The sequence below is a fragment of the Micromonospora sp. NPDC005806 genome (genome assembly GCF_042871425.1).
GTDB lineage: Bacteria > Actinomycetota > Actinomycetes > Mycobacteriales > Micromonosporaceae > Micromonospora.
The window spans coordinates 164,275-188,657 of record NZ_JBIAIL010000001.1 but is presented as its reverse complement, the minus strand read 5'-3'; the positions used below and the strand labels follow the sequence as shown (position 1 = coordinate 188,657).

Genomic DNA, 24,383 nt, shown 5'->3' with positions numbered 1-24,383 from the left:
GCGTGACCGAGCGGGGCGGCCCAGCCGGCGTCGACCCCGCGGTGGTCGGCGTCCGCGCCGCGGTGGTCGGCACCGGACTGATCGGCGGCTCGCTGCTGCTGCGGCTGCGGGACGCCGGGCTGGACGTGGCCGGCTGGGATCCGGATCCGGTCACCCGGGGGCACGCGCGCCGGTGGGGCGTACCGTGCCCGGACACCGTCGAGGAGGCGGTGGCCGGCCGGGACCTGGTGTTCCTCTGCGGTCCGCTGCCCACCCTGCCCGAGATGTTGCCCCGGGTGGCCGCCGCCACCGGTGACGAGTGCGTGCTCACCGACGTGGGCAGCACGAAAGCGGAGGTGGCCACCGCCGCCACGGTGCAGGGGCTCGGGCACCGGTTCGTCCCTGGTCACCCGATGGCCGGCGCGGACCGGGCCGGGCTGGCCGCGGCCGATCCCGGCCTGCTCGTCGGGGCCGCCTGGGTGCTCTGCCCCGGCCCGAACGGGATGGCCGCGTTCCGTCGACTCGCGGCGCTGCTGATCGAGGTGCTCCAGGCCCGGGTGGTGCCGATGTCCGCGCCCGAGCACGACGCCGCGGCGGCACTCAGCTCGCACGTGCCGCACCTGCTGGCCGGTGCGCTGGCCGGGGCGGTGCAGCGGTCGGCGCTGCGCGACGCCGTGCTCGCCCTCGCCGCCGGGAGCTTCGCCGACGGCACCCGGGTGGCCGGCGGGCCGGCGCAGCGGACCGCCAACATGTTGCTCGGCAACCGGGGCGACGTGCTGACCGGTCTCGCGTCCGTCCGCGCGGTCCTCGACGAGCTGGCCGCCGCGCTGCGGGCCGGGGACGCCGCCGCCCTGACCGCCCGGCTGGACGAGGGGCGGACCGCCCGCGCGGCACTGGCGGAGCGCTCGTTCGACACCCACCAGCGCGAGTTCCCGGCCACCGCCGACCACGCGGGGGAGCTGGCCTACCTGCGGCAGTTGGGGGCGGCCGGTGGTCACCTGACCGGCTGCCGGATGACGGCCGGTGGCGTCACCTACACCGGGCACCTGCCGCAGCCGCCCGATCCTGCCTGAGCCGGGCGCCGGGCACCGCGGACAGGTCATAGGGTGAGAGGCATGGTGGACGCACCGGTCGTGGCGGTACGCGGTGAGGCGTACCGGGAGGTCGCTCCCGAGCTGGCCCGCTTCACGGTGACCGCGACCGCCCGGGACCGCAGCCGGGAGACCACCCTCGCCAGGCTGGCCGAGCGGGCCGCCGCCGTCCGGGTGCTGCTGGACCGCGCTGAGCCGACCGTGGAGCGGCGGGAGACCGGCCAGCTCCGGGTGTGGCCGGAGACGAAGCGGTCCGGTGAGCGGGTGGTGGCCTACCGCGGCAGCGTCAGCACGACCGTCACCGTCGGCGACTTCACCGCGCTCGGCGAGCTGATGCTCCGCCTGGCCGACCAGGACCAGGTCGAGGTGGCCGGCCCGTGGTGGTCGCTCCGGCCGGACAGCCCGACGTACCGGGAGGCGCGGCACGCCGCCATCGGGGACGCGCTGGCCCGGGCCCGGGAGTACGCGGAGGCGCTCGGCGCCCGGATCACCGGGCTGCTGGAGCTGTCCGACAGCGGGCTGTCCGCCGCGCCGCCGATGTTCGCCCGGGCCGCCGCCGCCCGGGGTGGCGGGCCCGGTGGCGCCCCGCCCGAGCTGGAGCTGGACCCGTCTCCGCAGCCGGTGCAGGCGGCGGTCGAGGCCCGGTTCACCATCAGTGAGCCGGTGCTCGGCTGATGCCGCCGGCGCGGGAGCTCCCCCTCGACGAGCTGGTGGCCCGGGCGCGGGCCCTGGCCGACGCCGGCCCGCGGCAGCTGCTCGGCATCGCCGGCGCACCCGGGGCGGGCAAGTCCACCCTGGCCGAGCGGATCGTCGCCGAGGTGGGGCCGATCGCCCGGCTGGTGCCGATGGACGGTTTCCACCTGGCCCAGTCGGCGCTGGTCCGGATCGGGCGGGAGGGGCGCAAGGGCGCCCCGGACACCTTCGACGTCAACGGGTTCGTCTCCACCCTGCGCCGGCTGCGCCGGCTCGAGCCGACCTCGGTCTGGGCGCCGCTGTTCCGTCGTGACCTGGAGGAGCCGGTAGCCGGGGCGATCGAGGTGCCGCCCGAGGTCCGGCTGGTGGTCACCGAGGGCAACTACCTGCTGCTTCGCGACGACCCGTGGGAGGAGGTGCGCACGCTGCTGCACGAGGTCTGGTTCCTGGACCTCGATGCCGACCTGCGGATACGCCGGTTGACGGCCCGGCACGAGGCGTACGGGAAGACCCCGGAGCAGGCGCGCGCCTGGGCGCTGGGCAGCGACGAGGCGAACGCCCGCCGGGTAGCGGCCACCGCCGACCACGCCGACCTGGTGGTCCGGCTGACCGACCCGCTGCCGGGGTGACGGGCTCGCCCGGAGCGGCAGCGTTCTGGCACCTCAGGTGGGCTGTTCGAGGGTGCGTACCGGTCGAGCGGGATTGCCGAGCGCCACCACATTGGCGGGAAGGTCCCGGGTCACCACGGCGCCCGCACCGACCACCGTGTTCTCGCCGATGGTGACGCCGGCCAGCACGATGGCCCCACCGCCGAGCCAGACGTTGTCGCCGATGGTGATCGGCTTCGCCGCCTCCCACTTGGCTCGTCGGGCCTCCGGTTCGACGGGATGGGTGGCGGTGAGGAGCTGGACGTTCGGTCCGACCTGGACGTCCGCGCCGATGGTGATCCGGGCGACGTCGAGGAAGACCGCGTTGAAGTTGACGAAGCTGCGCGGCCCGATGTGGGTCTGCCAGCCGTAGTCGCAGTAGAACGGCGGCCGCACCCAGGTGTCCTCGCCGACCGAGCCGAGCAGTTCGCGCAGCGCGGCGAGCCGTCCCGCCGGGTCGTCGGCGGAGCTGGTGTTGAAGCGCTCGGTGAGCCGGGCGGCCCGATCCAGGTCGGCGATGATCTCGGGGTCGTCGGCGATGTAGAGCTCGCCGGCGAGCATGCGTTCCTTCATCGAGGCCATCGGTTTCGTCCGCCGTCAATCATTGGCGTGCAGCGCCGCGTTCAGCTCGATGCCCCGGCCGGTACGCGGCTTCGCCTCCAGCGCGCCGGTCACCGAGTTGCGCCAGAAGAGCAGGCCGTCCACTCCGGAGAGCTCGCGGGCCTTGACCACCCGGCCGTCCGGCAGAGTGATCTTGGAGGCGACAGTGACGTAGCAACCCGCCTCCACCACGCAGTCGTCGCCGAGCGAGATGCCGATGCCGGCGTTCGCGCCGACCAGGCTCCGCTCGCCGATCCGCACCTTCTCGGTGCCGCCGCCGGAGAGGGTGCCCATGATGGACGCGCCGCCACCGATGTCGGAGCCGTCGCCGACCACCACGCCCTGCACGATCCGCCCCTCGACCATCGAGGTGCCCAACGTGCCGGCGTTGAAGTTGACGAAGCCCTCGTGCATCACGGTGGTGCCGGCGGCCAGGTGCGCGCCGAGCCGGACCCGGTCCGCGTCGGCGATCCGCACGCCGGAGGGGACCACGTAGTCGGTCATCCGGGGGAACTTGTCCACCCCGTACACGGCCAGGTGGCGGCCGGCGGCGCGCTCGATGACGCGCAGCTCGTCCACCCGCTCCGGGGGGCACGGGCCGGCCGAGGTCCAGGCCACGTTGGCCAGCTTGCCGAAGATGCCGTCGAGGTTGAGCTCGTTGGGCCGCACCAGGCGGTGGGAGAGCAGGTGCAACCTGAGGTACGCGTCGGCGGCGTCCTTGATCGGGTCGTCCAGCGAGCCGATCACGGTGATCACCTGGACCGTACGCAGGCCGGGCAGCGCCCGCTCGCCGATCGCGCCGGGCGGCAGGTCGAGCACGTCGGCCTGGTCCTCCCCGGGGACCAGCGGCAGCTCGCCGAGTCCCAGCTTGCCGGTCGGGTACCAGGTGTCGAGCACCTGGTCGTCAGCGGTGATCGTGGCCAGGCCGATGCCCCAGGCAGACTGTGCGGTCGTCACGAAAATGACGGTACCGTGCGACACATGCAGAACCCGCTGACCCCCGAGGTCTTGGCTGATCCGGTGGCGCTCACCCGCGCGCTGGTCGACATAGAGTCCGTCTCCCTCAACGAGAAGGCGATTGCCGACTGCGTCGAGGAGGTGCTGCGGGGCGTGCCGCACCTGACCACCTTCCGGCACGGCAACACGGTGATGGCGCGTACCGACCTGGGCCGGGCGCAGCGGGTGGTGCTCGCCGGTCACCTGGACACCGTCCCGCTCAACGACAACTTCCCGTCGACCATGCGCGGCGACCTGATGTACGGCTGCGGCACCTCGGACATGAAGTCCGGGGTGGCCTTCGCGCTGCACCTCGCGGTGACCCTGCCGGACCCGCGTTACGACGTGACGTACTTCTGCTACGAGGCCGAGGAGATCGAGTCGCAGTACAACGGGCTCACCCTCGTCTCCCAGGCCCACCCGGAGTGGCTCCAGGCCGACTTCGCGGTGTTGCTGGAGCCGACGTACGGCCTCGTCGAGGCCGGCTGCCAGGGCACCATGCGGGCGATCGTCACCACGCACGGCGAGCGGGCCCACGCGGCGCGGTCCTGGCACGGGGTGAACGCCATCCACGGCGCCGGTGAGGTGCTGCGCCGGCTGGGCGCGTACGAGGCGCGCCGGGTGACCATCGAGGGCTGCGACTACCGCGAGGGCCTGAACGCGGTGCGGATCACCGGCGGGGTGGCCGGCAACGTCATCCCGGACCGCTGCGAGATCGAGGTCAACTACCGGTACGCCCCGGACCGCGACCCGGCGGCGGCCGAGGCGCACCTGCGCGAGGTCTTCGCCGGCTTCGACCTGGCGATCACCGACGCGGCGGCCGGTGCGGCCCCGGGCCTGGACAACCCGCCGGCTCAGGAGTTCCTGGCCGCGGTCGGTGCCGCGCCGATCGGCAAGCTGGGCTGGACGGACGTGGCCCGGTTCGCGGCCATGGGGATCCCGGCGTTGAACTTCGGCCCCGGCGACCCGAACCTGGCCCACCACAAGGACGAGCACGTCGAGCTGACCAAGATCCGCGACGGCGCGGCCACCCTGCACCGCTGGCTCGCCTCCGCCTGAGCCGGCCCGGAAGATGCGATCGGGGGGTCCGCGTCACCGACGCGGACCCCCCGAGGTCGTGCCGGCGGGCCGTCAGGCGGTCGTGGTCAGCGAGGAGTCCGTCTCGCTGGGCTCGCCGGTGAGGTCGGTTTGGTGGGCTTCCATCATCCGGGCACGGCGGCGCTCGGCCACCACGTCGCGGATCCGCCGCTGCATCTGCCGGCGGATCCGGATCATCTCGGTGTTGCTGATCAACGCCTGCTCCTCCCCCGAAGGCCACGCGCCGGGGCATACCCCGTATGTGAATAGTAAGACGTACGAGCGACCGAATTAGTTGCCCAAGATCGCGAAGAATTTCGCCGGCGCGCCGGCCTCCGCACCCGACCGGCGTGCCTCCACTACGGTGGCTCCATGAGCCAGAGCAACGGGCGCCAGCCCGGTCGCGGCCCGGGCGCGGAGCGGCACCGGGGCGCCGTGACGCTGCGCAACCGGGCCATCCCGACCAGCACCGCGGACCAGCGGCTGCTGGACTCCCGGGGTCGGGGCGACTGGAAGACCAAGGACGCCTGGCGGGCGCTGCGCATCCTGTCGGAGTTCGTCGAGGGCTTCGACACCCTGGCCGACCTGCCGCCCGCGGTCAGCGTCTTCGGTTCGGCCCGCAGCAAGCCGGACAGCCCCGAGTGGCGGATGGCCGAGGAACTGGGCGGCGCACTGGCCCGGGCCGGGTACGCGGTGATCACCGGCGGCGGCCCGGGCGTGATGGAGGCGACCAACCGAGGCGCCAGCGAGGCGGGCGGGCTCTCCGTCGGGCTCGGCATCGAGCTGCCGTTCGAGCAAGGCCTCAACGACTGGGTCGACCTGGCCATCGACTTCCGCTACTTCTTCGCCCGCAAGACCATGTTCGTCAAGTACGCGCAGGCGTTCGTGGTGCTGCCGGGCGGCTTCGGCACCATGGACGAGCTCTTCGAGGCGCTCACCCTGGTGCAGACCGGCAAGGTCACCCGCTTCCCGGTGGTGCTGATGGGCGCCGACTACTGGCGGGGCCTGCTCGACTGGCTGCGGGACGCCATGGTCGCCGACGGCAAGATCGGCCCGACCGATCTGGACCTGATCTGCGTCACCGACGACGTCGACGAGGCGGTCCGGCACATCGTGGAGGCCGAGGCGGTCCTCTCCGCCGAGCAGGAGGCGATCCGCGAGGAGGCGGTCGCCCGGGTCGCCGCCGACCAGCAGGCCGCCGCCGAGGCCGCGCCCGAGCGCCCGGCGGGGCAGGGCTGACCGGTGGCCGCGATCTGCGTTTTCTGCGCCTCCTCCCGAAAGCTGGACCTGCGCTGGCTGGACCTGGCGACCGAGACCGGCGCGGAGCTGGCCCGGCGCGGGCACACCCTGGTCAGCGGCGGCGGCTGCGTCGGCATGATGGGCGCGGTGGCGGACGGGGCGCGGGGCGCCGGCGGGTACACCCTCGGCATCATTCCTCAGGCCCTGGTCGACCTGGAGGTCGCCGACCTCGCCTCCGACGAGCTGCTGGTGACCGACGGGATGGCCAGCCGCAAGACCCTGATGATCGACAAGTCGGACGGGTTCGTCGCGCTGCCCGGCGGCCTCGGCACCCTGGACGAGCTGTTCGAGGTGTGGACCACCGCCACGCTGGCCCTGCACAGCAAGCCGATGGTGCTGGTCGACGCCGACGGCTTCTACCGCCCCCTGCTGGACTGGCTGCGCACCCTCGCCACCCAGCACTTCCTCAAACCCGCCGGCCTCGACCTCCTCCTCGTGGCGGACACCGTCCCCGAGGCCCTGGACCTGCTCGACTCCCGCCTCGCCTGACCGTGGATGGGGTGAGGTGTCGTACCGGCATGGTGGGATGAGGTGATCGACGTGCCTAGCGCATCGGTCCCTGGCTTAGCCGTGGGTCTTTCGGTGCGACTCCCAGCGTGGTGTGTCAGAAGCGCCCGCGGCGGGTGCTTTGCGCTCGGAGTGGGGAACGGCTCGGGCAGTTCGTCCGCGAGGTGGTCGAGGAGAAGGGGGCGTGGCTGGTGGCTGTGGATGTCATGCCCGGCCAGGTGGACCTGCTGGTCGAGGTCGATCCGCAGTTCGGCACTCGCAAGCTTGTCGAAGGCCGCCAAGGGGCGTATGTCTGGGGTGCTGCGGCAGGAGTTCGCGTCGCTGCGCTCGCGGCTGCCCACCTTGTGGGCGAACTCGTACTTTGTGGCGCCCACCGGAGGTGCTTTGCCGGCGGTGGTGAAGCGGTACGTTGAGCAGCAGAAAGTTCGTTGAATGCTGACCGGGCGGCGCTACCTGCTCGCGTTCACCGATGAGCAGGCCGGCTACGCCGAACAGGTCGGCGCAGCGTGCCGGGCGGTGTGGAACACGGCGTTGGAGCAGCGCCGTGAGTACCACCGTCGTGGCGTGTTCATCGGCTACGTGGAGCAGGCTCGGCAGGTGGCCGAGGCGAAGAGGGACCCGGGCTGTGCGTGGCTGGCCGATGCGCCCTCGCATACGTTGCAGCAGACCCTGCGGGACCTGGAACGGGCGTGTAAGGCGCATGGCACGTGGAAGGTGCGGTGGCGGTCCAGGACGCGTACCGCCCCGTCGTTCCGGTTTCCCGACCCCCGCCACATTGCCGTGCGGCGACTCAACCGTCGTTGGGGCGAGGTGCGGCTGCCGAAGTTCGGGCCGGTCAGGTTCCGCTGGACCCGTCCGCTCGGCGGCGTCATCCGTAACGCCACCGTCTCCCGCGACGGTGGACGCTGGTACATCTCCTTCTGCGTCGAGGACGGCGTGACCGAGGTGGCCCCGAACGGAAAACCGCCGACCGGCGTGGACCGGGGTGTGGTGGTCGGTGTGGCCTCCGGCGGCGGCCTGCATGACCGGTCCTTCGTCACCCACGGCGAGGTGGCGAGGCTCAAGCGGTTGCAGCAACGCCTGTCGCGGTCGTTGCACGTTCACGGCCGCAACCGTCGGTCGAACCGCCGCGACACGGTACGTGCTGAGCTCGCACGGCTCAACGCCCGCATCCGTAACCGGCGGGCCGACTTCGCCGCGCAGGCATCAGTGCGGCTCGTCCGCGACCACGGCCTGGTCGCCGTCGAGGGCCTGCGGATCAAGAACATGACCGCCAGCGCCAGGGGCTCTATCGAGCAGCCTGGCCGCAAGGTCCGCCAAAAGGCCGGCCTGAACCGGGCCATCCTCGCCAAAGGCTGGGGCGGGTTCCTGCTGAAGTTGGAGCATGCCGCTCGCTACCACGGAACAAAGATCGTCAAGGTCAACCCCGCGTACACGTCGCAAACCTGCAACGCCTGCAAGCACGTCGCCCGGGAGTCCCGCGAGAGCCAAGCGGTCTTCCGGTGCGTCGCCTGCGGGCACCAGGACCACGCCGACGTGAACGCGGCCAAGAACATCCTCGCCGCCGGGCTGGCGGTGACAGGGCGTGGAGACCTCGCCGATGGGCAGTCTGCGAAGCGCCAACCATCCCGAAGGCCTGCGGCATGAACACGCCTCAGCCTCGCGAATCCCTCGCCTTCAGGCGTGCAGTGGAAGTCAAGCAGGCGTACCGGTTGGTGCGTCGGCCCGGCGGGGCGGGGACGGGGGTCTCCCACACCAGCGGGCCGGGGCAGGGGGGTGGTCGGTCCGGTGGGCCGGCCGGAGTGGAGCCGCGGTCCGGGGGGTCGGCGGGCGATGCCGCGCACCCGCGCCGGCCCGACCCCGTGCAGGCCGAGGTCGTCGCGCACACCGACGGGCCGATGCTGGTGGTCGGCGGCCCGGGCACCGGCAAGACCAGCACGCTGGTCGAGGCGGTCGCCGCCCGGGTGGCCGAGGGCGTCGACCCGGAACGCGTGCTGGTGCTCACCTTCGGCCGGCGCGGCGCCACCGACCTGCGCCACCGGATCGAGGCGCGGATCGCCGGCGACGGACACCGCGTGGTCCGCGAGCCGCTGGTGCGCACCTTCCCGGCGTACGCGTTCGGACTGCTCCGCCGGGCCGCCGCCGAGCGGGGCGAGCCGTCGCCGCGGCTGCTCACCGGGCCCGAGCAGGACCTGATCATCCGCGAGCTGCTCGACGTGGTGGGCGAGGAGCCGGGCGACGACCCGGTCGGCTGGCCGGAGGACCTGCGGCCCGCGTTGCGTACCCGGGCGTTCGCCCAGCAGCTCCGTGACCTGCTGATGCGCGCCGCCGAGCGGGGCGTCGGCCCGGTCGAGCTGGCCCGGCTGGGGGAGAAGCTGGGCCGCGCCGACTGGCCGGCCGCCGCCCGCTTCCTCCGGGAGTACGTCGCCGTCCTCGCCCTGCGCGACGTCAGCAACCGGGGCTCCATCGCGTACGACCCGGCCGAACTGGTCCGCGCCGCCACCGGCATGCTGCTCGACGACCCCGAGCTGCTGGCGGCCGAGCGCCGCCGGCTGGCCCACGTCTACGTCGACGAGCTCGCCGACACCGACCCCGCCCAGCTCGACCTGCTCGCCGTCATCGCCGGCGGCGGCAAGCCCCTGGTCGCCTTCGCCGACCCGGACTCCTCCACGTACGCGTTCCGCGGCGCCGACCCGGCCGGGGTGGCCACCTTCCCGCACCGGTTCCGCACCGCCTCCGGGGCGCCGGCCGCGCAGGTCGTGCTGACCACGTCGTACCGGGCCGGGCCGGAGCTGCTGGCGGCGACCGCCCGGCTGGCCCGCCGGCTGCGCGGCCCGGCGGCGCACCGGCGGCGGCACCCGCTGCCCGACGCGCCACCCGGCACGGTCGAGGTGCGCACCTTCCGCTCGGCCACCAGCGAGTCCGCCTGGCTGGCCCACGCCCTGCGCGAGGCGCACCTGCTCGACGGGGTGCCCTGGTCGCGGATGGCGGTGCTGGTCCGGTCCACCGGCCGGCAACTGCCGTCGCTGCAACGCGCCCTGCACACCGCCGGGGTGCCGACCGTGGTGCACGGCGAGGACCTGCCGCTGCACCTCCAGCCCGGGGTGGCACCGCTGCTGCTCCTGCTCCGCTGCGCCCTGGAACCGGACCGGCTGGACGAGGAGGCGGCGGTCGCGCTGCTGCACTCGCCGCTCGGCGGCGCCGACCCGCTCGCCGAACGCCGGCTGCGCCAGGGGCTGCGCGCGCTCGCGCTGGCCGGCGGTGACCGCCGCCCGTCCGGCGAGCTGATCGTCGAGGCGCTGCGCGACCCGGCCGAACTGGCCATCGTGGAGCGGCGCTGGGCGGCCCCCGCCCAGGCGGTGGCCCACCTGCTGGCGACCGCCCGGCAGGCCGCGGCCGCCCCGGGCGCCACCGCCGAGGACGTGCTCTGGGCGGTGTGGAAGGAGAGTGGCCTGGCCGAACGCTGGGCCGGGGCGATCACCCGGGGCCGGGCCGCCACCGGGGAGCACGAGACCGCGCAGCGCTGGCGGGCCGAGGCCGCCGACCGGGACCTCGACGCGGTCATGGTGCTCTTCGACGCGGCGGCCCGGTTCACCGACCGGCTCCCCGGTGCGCGTACCGAGGTCTTCCTCGACCACGTGCTCGGCCAGGACCTGCCGGCGGACACCCTGGCCGCCAGCGCCGACCGGGGCGAGGCCGTCCGGCTGCTCACCGCGCATGCCGCCAAGGGCCTGGAGTGGGACCTGGTCGCGGTCGCCGGGGTGCAGGAGGGCGTCTGGCCGGACCTGCGGCTGCGCGGCAGCCTGCTCGGCTCGGAACGGCTGGTGGACGTGCTCGCCGGGCGGGCCGACGGCACCGGCATCCGGGCCAGCCTGGTCGGGCAGACCTCGGCGCTGCTGGACGAGGAACGCCGGCTCTTCCACGTCGCGATCTCCCGGGCCCGGCGTCGGCTGCTGGTCACCGCGGTCGCCTCGGCGGCGGTCGGCGGCGACGACCACGAGGAGCAGCCCAGCCGCTTCCTGCACGAACTCGGCGCCACCGAGCCACCGGCCGTCGGCGGCGGGGGAGCCGTCCCGGTGGGACCCGGCCCGGGACCGGGCGGCCCGGCCGAGGGCCCCGCCCCGGCCGGCGAGGACCCGCAGGACGGGCCGCCGGGCGTACTCCCGGTCACCCTGCCGCCGCGGGGGCTGACGCTGTCGGCGCTGGTGGCGGAGCTGCGTACCGCGGTCACCGACCCGGCGGCGCCGCCCACCCGGCGGCGCGCGGCGGCGGGCGAACTGGCCCGACTGTCCGCCGCCGGGGTGCCCGGCGCGCACCCGGACGACTGGTGGGGGCTGCGCGGGCTCTCCGACGACCGGCCGCTGGTCGACGAGGGCGAGCCGGTCCGGGTCACCCCGTCGGCGATGGAGAGCGCGCTCCGGTGCAGCCTGCGCTGGCTGCTGGAACGGCACGGCGGCAGCGCCCCGGCCAGCGCCGCGCAGGGCGTCGGCAACCTGGTGCACGCCGCCGCCATGCTGGCCGAGGACGCCAGCGTCGACCGGACCACCCTGCTGGAGTACGTGGCCGCCCGGTTCGACGCGATCGAACTGGCCGCCCGCTGGATGGTCGGCCCGGAACGCGCCCGCGCCGAGGGCATGGTGGACAAGCTGCTCCGCTGGCTGGCCGGCAACCCGCGCCGGCTGCTCGCCATCGAGCACGAGTTCGCGGTCCGGCTGGACGACCCGGACCGGCCGGTCGAGCTGACCGGCCGGGTGGACCGGCTGGAGGTCGACGCCGACGGCCGGCTCGTGGTGATCGACCTGAAGACCGGCAAGTCCACCGCGGTCACCGAGCGGGAGGTCGCCGAGCACCCGCAGCTCGGGGCGTACCAGGCGGCGGTGGAGGCGGGCGCCTTCGCCGACTTCGGCGACGAGTCCGGGGGCGCCGCGCTGGTGCAGCTCGGCACCGCCGCCAAGGACGCCAAGGAGCAGTCCCAGGCCGCCGCCGGGGAGGGGCCGGAAGCGGGTTGGGCCACCGCGCTGGTCCGGCGCACCGCCGATACGATGGCCGCCGCCACCTTCGCGGCGGTCGCCAACTCGAAGTGCCGGGTCTGCCCCGTCCGCACGAGCTGCCCGGTGTCCGGGCAGGGCCGCCAGGTCGTCGAGCCGCCCACGGAGCACACATGACGACCCAGCCGACCCTGTTCAGCAACGCCACCCCGGCGCCCCGGGCCGCCGATGCCGGACCGCGCTACACGCCGATCGAGCTGGCGAAGCTGCTCCGGCTGCCGGCCCCCACCCGGGAACAGGCGGCGATCATCGCGGCGCCGGTCGAGCCGCTGCTGGTGGTCGCGGGCGCCGGCTCCGGCAAGACCGAGACGATGGCCGCCCGGGTGGTCTGGCTGGTCGCCAATCAGTACGTCCGGCCCGAGCAGGTGCTCGGCCTCACCTTCACCCGCAAGGCCGCCGGTGAGCTGGCGCACCGCGTGCGTACCCGGCTCGACCAGCTCATCCGCCGGCTCGGCCGGCAGGGCCGGGACCCGCACGACGATCCCCTCGCGGGCGAGCCGACCGTCTCCACCTACCACTCGTACGCCGGGCGGATCGTCACCGAGCACGGCCTGCGGGCCGGTTACGAGCCGACCACCCGGCTGCTCACCGAGGCGTCCCGCTGGCAGCTGGTCGACCTGCTGGTGCGCAACTACGACGGCGACATGTCCGCTGTGGACCGGATGCCGAGCACCGTCACCGACGCGGTGCTCGCCCTGGCCGGGGAGTTGGACGAGCACCTGGTCGACCCGGACGACCTGGCCGCCTGGACCGGTCGGTTCTTCGCCGACGTGCAGTCCCGCCCCGGCCGGGTCTACGCCGACGTGCGGAAGGCGTTGCAACTCCAGCAGACCCGGCTGAAGCTGCTCCCGCTGGTCCGGGCGTACGCCCGGCGCAAGGACGACTTCGAGGCGATGGACTTCGCCGACCAGCTCGCCCGGGCGGCCCGGGTGGCCCGGGACCACCCCGGCGTCGGGGTGATCGAGCGGGACCGGTTCCGGGTGGTGCTGCTCGACGAGTACCAGGACACCAGCCATGCCCAGGTGGTGTTGCTCAACGCGCTCTTCGGCGGCGGCCACCCGGTCACCGCCGTCGGCGACCCCTGCCAGTCCATCTACGGCTGGCGGGGCGCCAGCGCCGGCACGCTGGACCGGTTCCCCGCCGAGTTCGCCCGCGCCGACGGCACCCCGGCCCGGGTGCTCAGCCTCACCACCAGCTGGCGCAACCGGCCCGAGATCCTCGGCGTCGCCAACGCGCTCTCGGTGCCGCTGCGGGCCGCCGGCGCGCGGGTGCCCGAGCTGCACGCCGCGCTCAGCGTCCGCGAGCCGATCCCGCACCGCAGCCCCCGCGGTCAGGCCGCCGGCACCGTGCACTGCGCGCTGCTCGAGACGTACGCCGACGAGGCGGAGTGGATCGCCGACAGCGTCCTCGCCGCCTGGCGGGGCGCGGCCGGTGCACCCGGGGCGCTGCCCGAGTACATCCCGGTCCCGCGGCGCCCCACCACCGCCGTCCTGGTCCGGCTGCGCAGCCAGATCCCCGCGATCGAGTCCGCGCTGCGCGCCCGGGGCCTGCCCGTCGAGGTGGTCGGGCTCGGCGGCCTGCTGGACACCCCCGAGGTGCGGGACGTGGTCTGCACGCTGCGGGTGCTCGCCGACCCCACCGACGGGGCCGCCCTGCTGCGGCTGCTCACCGGGGCGCGCTGGCGGATCGGTCCGCGCGACCTGGTCGCCCTGCACCGGCGGGCGAAGTCCATCGCGAAGGCCCGCCGGGAGCTGGGCGGCGGGGACGGGCCGGAGATCACCGTGGATGCGCTCGACGAGGCGACCCTGGTCGAGGCGCTGGCCGACCTGGGGCCGGCGCAGGCGTACTCGGCGGAGGGGTATGCCCGGTTGCGGACGTACGGGATGGAGCTGGCGCTGTTGCGCTACCGGCTGGACCAGTCCCTGCCCGAGCTGATCGCGGACATCGAGCGGACCATCGGCCTGGACGTGGAGGTGGCGGTCCGGGCCGGCCGGGACGGCACCGGCGACGCCGGCCTGGCCCGCGGCCACCTCGACGCGCTCGGCGACGTGGCGGCCCGGTTCAGCGGCGAGACACCCGGCGCCACGCTCGCCGGCTTCCTCGCCTACCTGGCCGCCGCCGAGGACGAGGAGCGCGGCCTCACCCCCGGTGAGGTCGAGGTGGTGGAGGGCGCGGTGCAGATTCTCACCGCGCACGCCGCCAAGGGTCTGGAGTGGGACGTGGTGGCGGTCGCCGGGCTCACCCGGGGCGTCTGGCCGGGGCCGGTCCGCAACTCCGACCACTGGCTGGGCGGCCTGGGCGTGCTGCCGTTCCCGCTGCGCGGTGACGCCGACGGGCTGCCCGAGCTGGGCCTTCACGGGGCCGAGGACCAGCGCGGGGTGGCCCGGGCGCTGGAGGACTTCACCGACGCCTGGCGGGCCCACGACGAGCGGGAGGAACGCCGGCTCGGGTACGTGGCGGTGACCCGGCCCCGGCGGCTGCTGCTCTGCTCCGGCTACTGGTGGGGGGAGGGCACGAAGAAGTTCCGCGGCCCCTCGGTCTTCCTGCGTGAGGTGCACGACGCCTGCCTGGACGGCGCGACCGGGCACCTGGTCGACGAGTGGGCCCCGGAGCCGGCCGGTGACGCGGTGAACCCGACCACCGAGGTGGTGCTCCGGGCCGAGTGGCCGGCCGACCCGCTCGGCGCCCGCCGGCCGGCGCTGGCCGAGGCCGCCGCCCTGGTCCGCCGCAGCCTGGCCGACCCCGGGGCGGCGCGCCGCGAGGACGCCCTGGCCGCGGCCGGACCCGACGACGACCCCGAGGTGGCCCGGTGGCGGCGGGAGGCCGACCTGCTCCTTGCCGAACGCGCCGAGCTGCTGCGCGGGGCCGAGGCGGTCGAGGTGGAGCTGCCCGGGCACCTGTCGGTGACCCAACTGGTGGCGCTGCGCCGCGACCCGGAGGCCCTGGCGCGGGCGCTGCGCCGCCCGATGCCCAGCGAGCCGAACCCGTACGCCCGGCGGGGCACCGCCTTCCACACCTGGCTGGAGCAGCGCTTCGGGGCTGACCGGCTGCTCGACGTGGACGAGCTGCCCGGCGCGGCGGACGACGACGCCGCCCCGGACGAGGCGCTCACCGAACTGCAGGAGCGCTTCCTGGCCAGCGAGTGGGCCGACCGGGTGCCGGTGGAGGTGGAGGTGCCCTTCGCCACGGTGATCGCCGGGGTGGTGGTGCGCGGCCGGATGGACGCCGTCTTCGCCCGCTCCGGCGGCCGGTACGACGTGGTCGACTGGAAGACCGGCCGGCAGCCCACCGGGCGGGCGGCCGACGCGGCGGCCGTGCAGCTGGCCGTCTACCGGCTGGCCTGGGCCGAGCTGGCCGGCGTGCCGGTCGAGCGGGTGGGCGCGGCCTTCCACTACGTCCGGGACCAGGTCACGGTGCGGCCGGCGGACCTGCTCGACGCCGACGGGCTGACCGCGTTGATCGCCGGCGTGCCGGAATTTTCGGCGGACGGCCCGGCGTTGCACAGTTCGTGGTAGGTTAGGCGCGTTGCAGTTTTGGTTTCCAGAGACTCTGTGTGCGCCTGGCGGATTGTGGCCCCAGGCGCACTTTGTTGTGTCCGGAGTTCTCCGGGCGGGGCGACCAGCAGCGACAGGTGTGGCGCGCAGTCCAGCGCGACACACTCCTCCGGCCCCACAACAGGTGTGGGGCCGACCGTTCCGTCAAGGAGACGAAACAAATGGCTATTGGCACCGTCAAGTGGTTCAACGCTGACAAGGGCTTCGGCTTCATCACCCCGGACGGCGGCGGCGCCGACGTCTTCGCCCACTTCTCGGCGATCCAGTCCTCCGGCTACCGGAGCCTGGACGAGAACCAGCGGGTCGAGTTCGAGGTGACCCAGGGCCAGAAGGGCCCGCAGGCGGAGAACATCCGCCCGCTCTGATCTTCGGATCAGCCAGCACCATCCACCGCGCCCTCAGGGCACGGTGACGGGTCCGGTCCGCCGCGCCGCCCCCCGCTCCGGCGGGTGGGCGGCGCGCTGCGGCGGGCCGGCCCGTACCCCTTCGGTTCGTGCTTGTGAGTCCCGGTGGACGAGTCCCCGGTCGACAGCGCCGCTTCCGGCGCCTCCCTCGACACGTGCCGCGTCGAGGAAGGCATTCCGCATGACCATGACCGTTCCCACGTTCGCCGCGACGGGCCTGGCCTCCGCGCTGCTCGCCGAGTTGTCGGCGCAGGGCATCACCGAGCCGTTCCCGATCCAGGCGGCCACCCTGCCGGACTCGCTGGCCGGTCGCGACGTGCTCGGCCGGGGACGCACCGGCTCCGGCAAGACCCTCGCCTTCGGGCTGCCGCTGCTGTCCCGCACCGCCGGCCGTAGGGCTCGCCCGGGCCGCCCGCTGGCCCTGGTGCTGGTGCCGACCCGTGAGCTGGCCCAGCAGGTCACCACCGCGCTCGCCCCGTACGCCCGCGCGGTCGGGCTGCGTTGCGCGACCGTCGTGGGCGGTCTGTCGCTGCAACGGCAGGCGGACGCGCTGCGCGCCGGTGCCGAAGTGGTCATCGCCACCCCCGGCCGGCTGCACGATCTGATCAACCGCGGTGACGCCCGGCTCGGCGAGGTGGCGATCACCGTGCTCGACGAGGCCGACCAGATGGCCGACATGGGCTTCCTGCCGCAGGTCACCAAGCTGCTGGAGCAGGTCGCGCCGGACGGCCAGCGGATGCTCTTCTCCGCCACGTTGGACGGCGGCGTGGACAAGCTGGTCCGCCGCTTCCTGACCCGGCCGGTGTCGCACTCGGTCGACCCCGGCACCGCCACGGTGACCGCGATGACCCACCACGTGCTGCACGTCGACGCGGTCGACAAGCCCGCCGCGCTGACTCAGATCGCCGCTCGTGAGGGTCGCACCATCCTCTTCATGGGGACCAAGCACCGCGCCGACCGGCTCGCCCGCCAACTGCTTGCCAAGGGCGTACGCGCCGCCGCGCTGCACGGCGGCAAGTCGCAGCCGCAGCGCACCCGGATCCTGGAACAGTTCCGTACCGGTCAGGTGACCGCGCTGGTGGCCACCGATGTGGCGGCCCGCGGCATCCATGTGGACGGGCTGGACATGGTGGTCAACGTGGACCCGCCAACCGAGGCGAAGGACTACCTGCACCGGGGCGGGCGTACCGCCCGGGCCGGGGAGTCCGGCACCGTGGTCACGCTGGTCCTGCCGGAGCAACGCCGGGACGTCTCCCGGCTGATGAGCGTGGCCGGGATCAGCCCGCGGACCACCCAGGTCCGTCCGGGCGACGCTGAGCTGGCCCGGGTCACCGGGGCGCGGGAGCCCTCCGGCGTGCCGGTGACGATCGTCGCCGCCCCGTCGGCGCCCGCGGCGCGGGCCGGGGCGCCCCGGGGGCGCCGGGCGGCCGGCAACGGCGGTCGCATCGCTGCCGACTCCGGCCGCGTCGCAGAAGGCCTCCAGTCCGCCGGGGAGGCCGACGCCACTCCGCGTCCGGCGCACCGCGCGTCCGGCCGACGCCGTCGCCCCCAGCGTCCCCGTACCGCCTGACCTCGCCTCCGTCGTCTCCGCCGCTGGTCCCCGTTGAGTCTGGGATCAGCGGCGGTTGCGTCTGATGGGCGACTGTCCCGGGTCTCGTTTCCGCCAATGCTGGGCTTCGGGGAAGAGGCCGGGTGGGCCGGCCGGACGCGGGAGGGGTGACCATGGCGGGCGACGCCAGCTCGGGGGCGACGCGCGAGCTGCTGCTGGTACTCGCGGTCGCGGGGGTGGGTCTGGCGCTCGCCATGGTGGCCGCGTTCGGGCCCTGGCACCCGACCTCCGGCGATCCCGCCCGGGCCGGGCTGGTGGAACTGCACAGCCCGACCGGGCGGGCCACCGGGGCGACGGCCGGCTGAACGCCGCTCCGGGCCGCCGACTGAGCAGGACGTCACGGGATCAGGCGCCGGCCTGGTCCAGCACGCCCCACCGGCGGCGGATCGCCTTGTCCGCCGCGCCGAACGCGGCGTCCACGAGCAGGCCCACCATCAGGATGACGATCATGGTGGAGAGCAGCCACGGGGCGTCGGAGAGTTCCCGGGCGTACGTGAGCTGCGCTCCCAGCGACGTCTTCGAGATGCCCACCACGATCAGCTCGCCGGCCATCAGGCTCCGCCAGGAGAAGGCCCAGCCCTGCTTGAGCCCGGCCACGATGGCCGGCAGCGCGGCCGGCGCGATGACGTACCGGTAGAGGTTCAGGCCCCGGGCGCCGAGGTTGCGACCGGCCCGCACCAGCAGCGGCGGCACGTAGTCGACCCCGCTGATCACGCCGTTGGCGATGGACGGTGCCGCGCCGAGCACCACCACGAAGAAGATCGCCTGCTCGCTCAGTTCGAAGAGCAGGATGGCCAGGGGGAACCAGGCGATCGACGGCATGGTCTGCAGGGCGGTGATCATCGAGCCGATGGCCGCGCGGAGCACCCGGGAGCGGGCCACCGCGAGGCCGACCAGCAGGCCGACGCCGACCGAGAAGACGTACCCGACGGCGGCCCGGCGCAGCGTGGTGGCGATTCCCTCCCAGAGCTGCGGGCCGCTCGCCTGGCGGAGCAGCTCCTGCCCGACGGTGACCGGTCCGGGCAGCGAGTACGGCGGCTTCCAGCCGCTCCACACCACGAGCTGCCACACGCCGATGGCGATGGCGAGGGCGGCCAGCTTCGGCCAGGTGGCCGACCAGATCCGGGCTGCCCGGGAGGTGGGCTTCTCCCGGCCGGCGATCTCCAGGGCGTCCAGGCCGGAGATCTCCGCATCCGTACGCGGGGTCCCGGCGAGCGTGTCACTGGCCATGGCGGCCCACCTCCGTACGCAGCCGGTCGGTCACCTCGGCGGCGATGGTCGCGATCTCCGGGGAGTCGATCCGCCGGGGACGGGGCACGTCGACCCGGGTGGACCAGATGATCCGGCCGGGTCGGCTGGAGAGCAGGATGATCCGGTCGGCGAGGCGGGCCGCCTCCCGGACGTTGTGGGTCACGAAGAGCACGGTGAGCCCGCGCTCGGACCAGATCCGTTCCAGCTCGTCGTGGAGGATGTCCCGGGTCATCGCGTCGAGCGCGCCGAACGGCTCGTCCATCAGCAGCACCGGGGTGTCCAGGGCGAGGGTGCGGGCGAGCGCGACCCGTTGCCGCATGCCGCCGGAGAGCTGGTGCGGGCGCTTGCGGCCGAAGTCGGCCAGGTGGACCGTGCGCAGCAGGCCGGCGACCTTGGCCCGGCGCTCGGTCCGGGGCAGCCCGCGCAGCTTGAGCGGCACCTCGACGTTGGCCTCGACGGTGAGCCAGGGGAAGAGCGCCGCCTCCTGGAACATCAGCCCCGGGTTCGCGTCGCCCAGCTCGATCCGGCCGCCGCTGGGGCGATCCAGCCCGGCGATCAGGTTGAGCAGGGTGCTCTTGCCGCAGCCGGAGGCGCCGACGAGGCAGACGAACTCGCCGGGCTCGACGTCCAGCGACACCCCGTCCAGGGCCAGCACGGCGTGCTCGCCCTGGCCGTACACCTTGGTCACGCCGCGCAGCGCGACCGAGCCGGTCGCGCTGCGCGGGGTCGTCGTGGTCGACGTCACGGCTGGGTGACCTCGGACTTGCCCTGCGCCTTGAGCACCTCGTTGAGGTAGGACAGGTCGTAGAGGCCGTTGAGGTCGACCGGCTGGGTCAGCCCGACGGTGACCGCGTGGTCCAGGCCGGTCTTCAACGAGGCCGCGATCGGGTCGTTGGTGAACTCCAGGGTGGGCCACGCCTGCTTGATCAGCTTCACGTCCAGCGGCTTGCCGGTGATCTTGCCGATGTGGTCCGAGATGGCCTGCTGCGCCTTGTCCGGCTTGGTGTTCACGAACTCGTTCGCCGCGACCTGCCCCTCGACCAGCTTCTTCACCACGTCCGGGTGGGCCTTGAGGAACTTGGTGCTGACGATCAGGTTGGTGATCACGAACTTCTTGTCCGGCCAGAGGTCACGCTCGTCCACCAGGACCTTGCCGCCGGCGTTGACCAGGCGGGAGACGAACGGCTCGGGCACCCAGGCCCCGTCGATCGCGCCGCTGCTGAACGTCTCGACCGTCTGCGCGTTCTCCTGCGGGACGACCTGCACGTCGCCGCCGCCCTCCTTGGTGGTCCGGAGGCCCTTCTCGTTGAGCCAGTAGCGCAGCGCGACGTCCTGGGTGTTGCCGAGCTGCGGCGTGGCGATCTTCTTGCCGCGCAACTGCTCGACCGAGGTGATCTCCGGCTTGACCACCAGCGCGACGCCGCCGGAGGCGGCGCCGGAGACGACCCGGACCGCCTCGCCCTTGGACTTGGAGAAGGCGTTCACGGTCGGGTTCGGACCGATGTACGTGGCGTCGAGCGCGCCGGAGAAGAGCGCCTCGATGGCGGCCGGGCCGGCGTTGAAGGTCGTGGTCTGCAGCTTCACGCCGGTGCCGAGCTTCTCGGCGAAGATGCCCTTCTCCACGCCGACGACGGCCGGCGCGTGGGTGATGTTCGGAAAGTAGCCGAGGCGCAGCGTCACCGGTCCGGAGCTGCCCGCGTCGGCGTCGCCGCCGCAGGCCGCCGTGGTGCCCAGGGTGGCCACGCCGACGACGGCGAGGGTGGCGACGGAGAGCAGCCGACGGAAGGGGAGCCGTCTCATCATGATTCCAATCCCGAGTATTCCTACTTAATTAGTAGGAAGAGTGGGGCAGGCGATGAACGGCGTCAAGGCCCATCCACGATCCGGGACGACCGGCCTCGGCATTCTCGGCAATTCCCACCTGTTCGGTGGAACATGCCGGCCCGCTCGGCCCACCCTCCCGGCGGCCGCCCGGAGTGCCGGGCCACACCGCCGGTGCGGGCGTTGCCGGCGCGTTAGGGTCGAGGACGTGCCGACGCGGAGAGCGAAAATTCCAGCGACGAAATACCCGGTCGAGCGGTTCACCCTCGACAACGGCCTGCGGGTGGTGCTCACCCCCGACCGCAGCGCCCCGGTGATCGGGGTGGCGGTGGTCTACGACGTCGGCATCCGGTCCGAGCCGGAGGGGCGCACCGGCTTCGCCCACCTCTTCGAGCACCTGATGTTCCAGGGCTCGGAGAACCTGGAGAAGCTGGCCCACTTCCGCCACGTCCAGGGCGCCGGCGGCACCTTCAACGGCTCCACCCACCTCGACTACACCGACTACTTCGAGACGTTGCCGAGCAACGCGCTGGAGCGGGCGCTCTTTCTGGAGGCCGACCGGATGCGCGGCCCCCGGCTGACCGAGGAGAACCTGCGCAACCAGGTCGACGTGGTCAAGGAGGAGATCCGGGTCAACGTGCTCAACCGGCCGTACGGCGGGTTCCCCTGGCTGACCCTGCCGCCGGTCATGTTCGACACCTTCCCCAACGCCCACGACGGCTACGGCTCCTTCGACGACCTGGAGTCGGCCACCGTCGCCGACGCCGCCGACTTCTTCCGCCGCTACTACGCCAGCGGCAACGCGGTCCTCGCGGTCAGCGGCGACATCGACGTGGTGGAGGCGACCGCGCTGATCGAGCGGCACTTCGGGGACGTGCCGGCCCGGCCCGCCCCGGAGCGGCCCGACTTCGCCGAGCCCGACCTGACCACCGAGCGGCGGAAGTCGTACACCGACAAGCTGGCCCCGCTGCCGGCGGTCGCCGGGGCCTGGCGGGTGCCCGACCCGGTGACCGACTTCGCCGGTTACCTGCCCTACGTGGTGCTGGCCGAGGTGCTCACCGACGGGGACGCCTCCCGGCTCGTCGAGCGGCTGGTCCAGCGGGACCGCACGGTCACCAGCCTCGGCGGCTACCTGGGCTTCATGGGCGACCCGTTCGACGTGCGCGACCCCACCGCGCTGCTGCTCCAGGCCCACCTGCCGCCCGGCGGCGACGTGGACAAGGTGCTGCGCACCATCGACGAGGAGTTGGACCGGCTGGCCACCGACGGGCTGACCGAGGGGGAGCTGGCCCGCACCCAGGCGCGGATGGCCACCCACCTGCTGCGGGACACCGACGCGGTGCTCGGCCGGGCGCTGCGGATGGCCGTGCTGGAACAGCAGCGCGGCGAACCCGGCCTGCTCAACGAGCTGCCCCGGCTGGTCGGCGAGGTGACCGAGGAGCAGATCCAGGCCGCCGCCGCGACCGTGCGGCCGCAGCGCCGCGCGTCCATCGAGGTCATCGCCGGAGGTGCCCGGTGAGCGTGACGGCAACCGTGGAGACCGGGACGCGACCGCTGCCGCCGCTCGGCCCCAACCGCAGGCTCAAGCTGCCGAAGCAGGCCGAGCGCACGCTCGGCAACGGGCTCACGGTGATCGCCGTACGCCGGCCGGCGGTGCCCCTGGTCGAGCTGCGGCTCTGGATGCCGTTCGGGCGTACCCACCTGGCCCGCGGCGCGATGCTGGCGCAGACCGTGCTCTCCGGCACGGCGGAGCTGACCGCGACCCAGATCGCGGCCGAGCTGCAGAAGGTCGGCGGCGGCCTCTCCGCCGGCGTCGACCCGGACCGGCTGATGCTCTCCGGGGCCGGCCTGGTCACCGGGCTGGACCGGATGCTGGAGATCCTGGCCGACGTGCTGACCGGGGCCACCTACCCGACCGACTGGGTGGAGACCGAGCGGGACCGGCTGGTCGACCGGATCCAGGTGGCCCAGAGCCAGCCCGCCCACCTGGCCCGGACCGCCCTGCTCAAGCGGATCTACGGCCGGCACCCGTACGCGATCCAGACCCCCGGGCCCGACCAGGTTCGCGCGGTCCGCCCGCCGGTCCTGCGCCGGCTGCACGCCGAGCGGGTGCACCCGGCGGGCGCGGTGCTGGTGCTGGTCGGCGACGTGCAGCCGGAGCGGGCCCTGGACGCCGCGGAGACGGCGCTGTCCGGCTGGAACGGGGAGGGGCACGTCGCCGAGCTGCCGCCCGCGCCGCCGCTGGAGCCCGGTCCGCTGCTGCTGGTCGACCGGCCCGGCTCGGTCCAGTCCTCGCTGCGGATCGCCCTGCCCGCGGTGCCCCGCACCCACCCCGACCACGCGGCGCTGCAACTGGCCAACCTGGTCTTCGGCGGCTACTTCTCCTCCCGCTGGGTGGAGAACATCCGCGAGGACAAGGGCTACACGTACGGGCCGCACTCGCTGGTCGAGCACTCGGTGGCCGGATCGGTGCTGGTTGCCGGCGCCGAAGTGGCCACCGAGGTGACCGGCCCCGCGTTGCTGGAGACCAGCTACGAGCTGGGCCGGCTGGCCACCCTGCCGCCGAAGCCGGACGAGCTGGAGCAGGCCCGCCAGTACGCCCTCGGCACGCTGCAGCTCGGCATGTCCACCCAGGCCGGGCTGGCGTCGTTGACCAGCGCGTACGCCGGCAACGGGCTGCGCCTGGACTTCCTCGCCGAGCACGCCGCCAGGCTGGCCAAGGCGACCGTGGACGACGTGGCCGAGGTGGCGGCCCGCTACCTCGCTCCGGCGAAGGCGGTCACCGTCGTGCTCGGTGACGCGGAGCGGGTCGCGGATTCCCTCGCCACCCTCGTCCCGGTCCGCACGGAGTCCGTGTGAGCGGCGAGAAGTCTCCTCCGCTGGCCCGCTCCACCCTGGACCGGTCGGCGCACCGGCGTACCGACCCGGACTGGCTCGCCGAGGCGTGGGAGCGGGCCCGGGTGCTGGTGCTGGACTCGGCCGACGACGGCCGGGCGCTGGTGCGCGGCGGGGTGGCCCCGCCGGAGCTGGTGCTGATCGGCCCCGGCGAGCTGCCCGAGGTGCCCCGCTCGGTGCCGATGTTCCTCGGCGTCGAGCCGGACGGCGTACCGGTCTTCGCGGTGGACGCGGCCCTGCCGGAGCTGCCCGGCACCCGGCGGGCCAATCTGCGCGAGGTGGGCCACCTCCTGGTCGACCGGGACGCGGGCATCTTCACCACCGCGCTGGCCCTGCTGAACTGGCACGTCCGGCACGGCTACTCGTCGATCACCGGGCACCCGACCCGGGTGGACGAGTCCGGCTGGTCGCGGGTCGACCCTGACGGCGAGCGGGTCTGGCCGCACACCGACCCCGCGATGATCGTGCTGGTCCACGACGGGGTTGGCGGCCCGGACGGGCGCTGCCTGCTCGGCAACAACGCCACCTGGCCGCGCAGCCCGGGGCAGCGCCGCTACTCCTGCCTGGCCGGCTACATCGAGCCGGGGGAGTCGGCCGAGGCCGCCGTGCTCCGCGAGGTCCGCGAGGAGGTCGGCGTCGGGGTCGACGAACCGGCGTACGCCGGCAGCCAGTCCTGGCCGTTCCCCGGCTCGCTGATGCTCGGCTTCCTGGCCCGCGCGGACGCCGACGAGCCGATCCGGGTCGACCCGGCGGAGATCGCCCACGCCCGCTGGTTCACCCGCCGGGAGATCGGCGCCGCGTTGGCCGGCGAGCCGGTCGAGGCCGACGGCGGCGACCGGCTGGTGCTCCCGCCGCCGTCCTCGATCGCCCTGTACCTGATCCACCGCTGGCTCGACGGCCACTGCTGACTGC

Annotated in this window: 21 protein-coding genes and 1 pseudogene; 16 read left to right on the top strand and 6 right to left on the bottom strand. The window is 74.0% G+C overall.

The genetic code is table 11. The features are described from left to right. The first annotated feature begins 2 nt into the window (after positions 1-2). The 3 genes from ACFYOS_RS00900 to ACFYOS_RS00890 are packed head-to-tail and all read left to right on the top strand — an operon-like array spanning position 3 to position 2,392. Positions 3-1,052 carry a prephenate dehydrogenase gene (locus tag ACFYOS_RS00900; protein ID WP_387135224.1) on the top strand — a complete coding sequence of 350 codons (1,050 nt, stop codon included), beginning with the start codon at positions 3-5 and terminating at the stop codon, positions 1,050-1,052. Positions 1,053-1,094: 42 nt separating this feature from the next. Then, positions 1,095-1,745, top strand: a complete 651-nt coding sequence (locus tag ACFYOS_RS00895) for an SIMPL domain-containing protein (RefSeq protein ID WP_387134469.1) — start codon at positions 1,095-1,097, stop codon at positions 1,743-1,745. After that, positions 1,745-2,392, top strand: a complete 648-nt coding sequence (locus tag ACFYOS_RS00890) for a nucleoside/nucleotide kinase family protein (protein WP_387134467.1) — start codon at positions 1,745-1,747, stop codon at positions 2,390-2,392. The genes ACFYOS_RS00895 and ACFYOS_RS00890 overlap by 1 nt, the downstream gene beginning before the upstream one ends. A gap of 33 nt (positions 2,393-2,425) precedes the next feature. Here the strand turns inward: ACFYOS_RS00890 and ACFYOS_RS00885 are convergent, their stop codons facing one another. Continuing rightward, positions 2,426-2,992: a sugar O-acetyltransferase gene (locus tag ACFYOS_RS00885; protein ID WP_387134464.1), complete on the bottom strand. Its 567-nt coding sequence runs from the start codon at positions 2,990-2,992 to the stop codon at positions 2,426-2,428. 15 nt (positions 2,993-3,007) lie between these two features. After that, entirely contained in the window at positions 3,008-3,967 is a 960-nt protein-coding gene (gene dapD / locus ACFYOS_RS00880; RefSeq protein ID WP_387134461.1) for a 2,3,4,5-tetrahydropyridine-2,6-dicarboxylate N-succinyltransferase, read from the bottom strand. A gap of 24 nt (positions 3,968-3,991) precedes the next feature. On the opposite strand from dapD, the gene dapE reads away from it, so the two are divergent. After that, a complete protein-coding gene (gene dapE, locus ACFYOS_RS00875; protein WP_387134458.1) occupies positions 3,992-5,065 on the top strand; it encodes a succinyl-diaminopimelate desuccinylase in 1,074 nt (357 codons plus the stop codon). 72 nt (positions 5,066-5,137) lie between these two features. Here the strand turns inward: dapE and ACFYOS_RS00870 are convergent, their stop codons facing one another. Beyond that, positions 5,138-5,299, bottom strand: a complete 162-nt coding sequence (locus ACFYOS_RS00870) for a hypothetical protein (protein WP_387134456.1) — start codon at positions 5,297-5,299, stop codon at positions 5,138-5,140. A gap of 156 nt (positions 5,300-5,455) precedes the next feature. Here ACFYOS_RS00870 and ACFYOS_RS00865 point away from each other — a divergent pair, with 156 nt between their 5' ends. The 9 genes and pseudogenes from ACFYOS_RS00865 (at position 5,456) to ACFYOS_RS00825 (ending at position 17,809) form a co-directional block, all read left to right on the top strand. Next, entirely contained in the window at positions 5,456-6,322 is an 867-nt protein-coding gene (locus ACFYOS_RS00865) for a TIGR00730 family Rossman fold protein (RefSeq protein WP_387134454.1), read from the top strand. A gap of 3 nt (positions 6,323-6,325) precedes the next feature. Next, positions 6,326-6,871 carry a TIGR00730 family Rossman fold protein gene (locus ACFYOS_RS00860; protein WP_387134451.1) on the top strand — a complete coding sequence of 182 codons (546 nt, stop codon included), beginning with the start codon at positions 6,326-6,328 and terminating at the stop codon, positions 6,869-6,871. 62 nt (positions 6,872-6,933) lie between these two features. Continuing rightward, positions 6,934-7,321: pseudogene (gene tnpA / locus ACFYOS_RS00855) on the top strand (IS200/IS605 family transposase). Continuing rightward, positions 7,322-8,536 carry an RNA-guided endonuclease InsQ/TnpB family protein gene (locus ACFYOS_RS00850; protein WP_387134449.1) on the top strand — a complete coding sequence of 405 codons (1,215 nt, stop codon included), beginning with the start codon at positions 7,322-7,324 and terminating at the stop codon, positions 8,534-8,536. It begins immediately after the preceding pseudogene. Further along, entirely contained in the window at positions 8,533-12,054 is a 3,522-nt protein-coding gene (locus tag ACFYOS_RS00845) for an ATP-dependent helicase (RefSeq protein ID WP_387134447.1), read from the top strand. Before ACFYOS_RS00850 ends, ACFYOS_RS00845 begins: the two co-directional genes overlap by 4 nt. After that, entirely contained in the window at positions 12,051-15,452 is a 3,402-nt protein-coding gene (locus ACFYOS_RS00840) for an ATP-dependent helicase (RefSeq protein WP_387134444.1), read from the top strand. The genes ACFYOS_RS00845 and ACFYOS_RS00840 overlap by 4 nt, the downstream gene beginning before the upstream one ends. 200 nt (positions 15,453-15,652) lie before the next feature. Beyond that, complete coding sequence (locus ACFYOS_RS00835) at positions 15,653-15,856, top strand: cold-shock protein (RefSeq protein ID WP_007464836.1); 204 nt, start codon at positions 15,653-15,655, stop codon at positions 15,854-15,856. Positions 15,857-16,076: 220 nt separating this feature from the next. After that, complete coding sequence (locus ACFYOS_RS00830) at positions 16,077-17,465, top strand: DEAD/DEAH box helicase (protein ID WP_387134442.1); 1,389 nt, start codon at positions 16,077-16,079, stop codon at positions 17,463-17,465. Positions 17,466-17,617: 152 nt separating this feature from the next. Further along, positions 17,618-17,809 (top strand): hypothetical protein, encoded by a 192-nt coding sequence (locus ACFYOS_RS00825; protein WP_387134440.1) that lies wholly within the window; start codon positions 17,618-17,620, stop codon positions 17,807-17,809. A 40-nt stretch (positions 17,810-17,849) separates the two neighbouring features. On the opposite strand, the gene ACFYOS_RS00820 is transcribed toward ACFYOS_RS00825, so the two are convergent. Genes ACFYOS_RS00820 through ACFYOS_RS00810 form a run of 3 tightly spaced genes read right to left on the bottom strand, consistent with a single transcriptional unit; the run spans position 17,850 to position 20,555 of the window. Further along, the gene (locus tag ACFYOS_RS00820; RefSeq protein WP_387134437.1) at positions 17,850-18,734 is read right to left on the bottom strand and encodes an ABC transporter permease; all 885 of its coding nucleotides are present in this window, start codon (positions 18,732-18,734) and stop codon (positions 17,850-17,852) included. Further along, positions 18,724-19,500: an ABC transporter ATP-binding protein gene (locus ACFYOS_RS00815; RefSeq protein ID WP_387134435.1), complete on the bottom strand. Its 777-nt coding sequence runs from the start codon at positions 19,498-19,500 to the stop codon at positions 18,724-18,726. The genes ACFYOS_RS00820 and ACFYOS_RS00815 overlap by 11 nt, the downstream gene beginning before the upstream one ends. Next, positions 19,497-20,555, bottom strand: coding sequence for an ABC transporter substrate-binding protein (locus tag ACFYOS_RS00810; protein WP_387135222.1), 1,059 nt, complete (start codon positions 20,553-20,555; stop codon positions 19,497-19,499). Before ACFYOS_RS00810 ends, ACFYOS_RS00815 begins: the two co-directional genes overlap by 4 nt. Before the next feature lie 229 nt (positions 20,556-20,784). Between ACFYOS_RS00810 and ACFYOS_RS00805 the strand changes: the two genes are divergently transcribed. The 3 genes from ACFYOS_RS00805 to nudC are packed head-to-tail and all read left to right on the top strand — an operon-like array spanning position 20,785 to position 24,379. Further along, a complete protein-coding gene (locus tag ACFYOS_RS00805) occupies positions 20,785-22,095 on the top strand; it encodes a M16 family metallopeptidase (RefSeq protein WP_387134433.1) in 1,311 nt (436 codons plus the stop codon). 2 nt (positions 22,096-22,097) lie between these two features. Then, on the top strand, positions 22,098-23,435 hold the full coding sequence (locus ACFYOS_RS00800; protein WP_387135220.1) for a M16 family metallopeptidase: 1,338 nt from the start codon (positions 22,098-22,100) through the stop codon (positions 23,433-23,435). Continuing rightward, positions 23,432-24,379 (top strand): NAD(+) diphosphatase, encoded by a 948-nt coding sequence (nudC, locus tag ACFYOS_RS00795; protein ID WP_387134430.1) that lies wholly within the window; start codon positions 23,432-23,434, stop codon positions 24,377-24,379. Before ACFYOS_RS00800 ends, nudC begins: the two co-directional genes overlap by 4 nt. Positions 24,380-24,383 lie beyond the last annotated feature (4 nt).

Coding starts and splice junctions, on each gene's coding strand:
- ACFYOS_RS00825 (WP_387134440.1), top strand. CDS start 17,618: ATGGCGGGCGACGCCAGCTCGGGGGCGACGCGCGAGCTGCTGCTGGTA.
- ACFYOS_RS00865 (WP_387134454.1), top strand. CDS start 5,456: ATGAGCCAGAGCAACGGGCGCCAGCCCGGTCGCGGCCCGGGCGCGGAG.
- dapE (WP_387134458.1), top strand. CDS start 3,992: ATGCAGAACCCGCTGACCCCCGAGGTCTTGGCTGATCCGGTGGCGCTC.
- ACFYOS_RS00850 (WP_387134449.1), top strand. CDS start 7,322: ATGCTGACCGGGCGGCGCTACCTGCTCGCGTTCACCGATGAGCAGGCC.
- ACFYOS_RS00810 (WP_387135222.1), bottom strand. CDS start 20,555: ATGAGACGGCTCCCCTTCCGTCGGCTGCTCTCCGTCGCCACCCTCGCC.
- ACFYOS_RS00895 (WP_387134469.1), top strand. CDS start 1,095: ATGGTGGACGCACCGGTCGTGGCGGTACGCGGTGAGGCGTACCGGGAG.
- ACFYOS_RS00885 (WP_387134464.1), bottom strand. CDS start 2,992: ATGGCCTCGATGAAGGAACGCATGCTCGCCGGCGAGCTCTACATCGCC.
- ACFYOS_RS00830 (WP_387134442.1), top strand. CDS start 16,077: ATGACCATGACCGTTCCCACGTTCGCCGCGACGGGCCTGGCCTCCGCG.
- ACFYOS_RS00835 (WP_007464836.1), top strand. CDS start 15,653: ATGGCTATTGGCACCGTCAAGTGGTTCAACGCTGACAAGGGCTTCGGC.
- ACFYOS_RS00840 (WP_387134444.1), top strand. CDS start 12,051: ATGACGACCCAGCCGACCCTGTTCAGCAACGCCACCCCGGCGCCCCGG.
- ACFYOS_RS00890 (WP_387134467.1), top strand. CDS start 1,745: ATGCCGCCGGCGCGGGAGCTCCCCCTCGACGAGCTGGTGGCCCGGGCG.
- ACFYOS_RS00845 (WP_387134447.1), top strand. CDS start 8,533: ATGAACACGCCTCAGCCTCGCGAATCCCTCGCCTTCAGGCGTGCAGTG.
- ACFYOS_RS00820 (WP_387134437.1), bottom strand. CDS start 18,734: ATGGCCAGTGACACGCTCGCCGGGACCCCGCGTACGGATGCGGAGATC.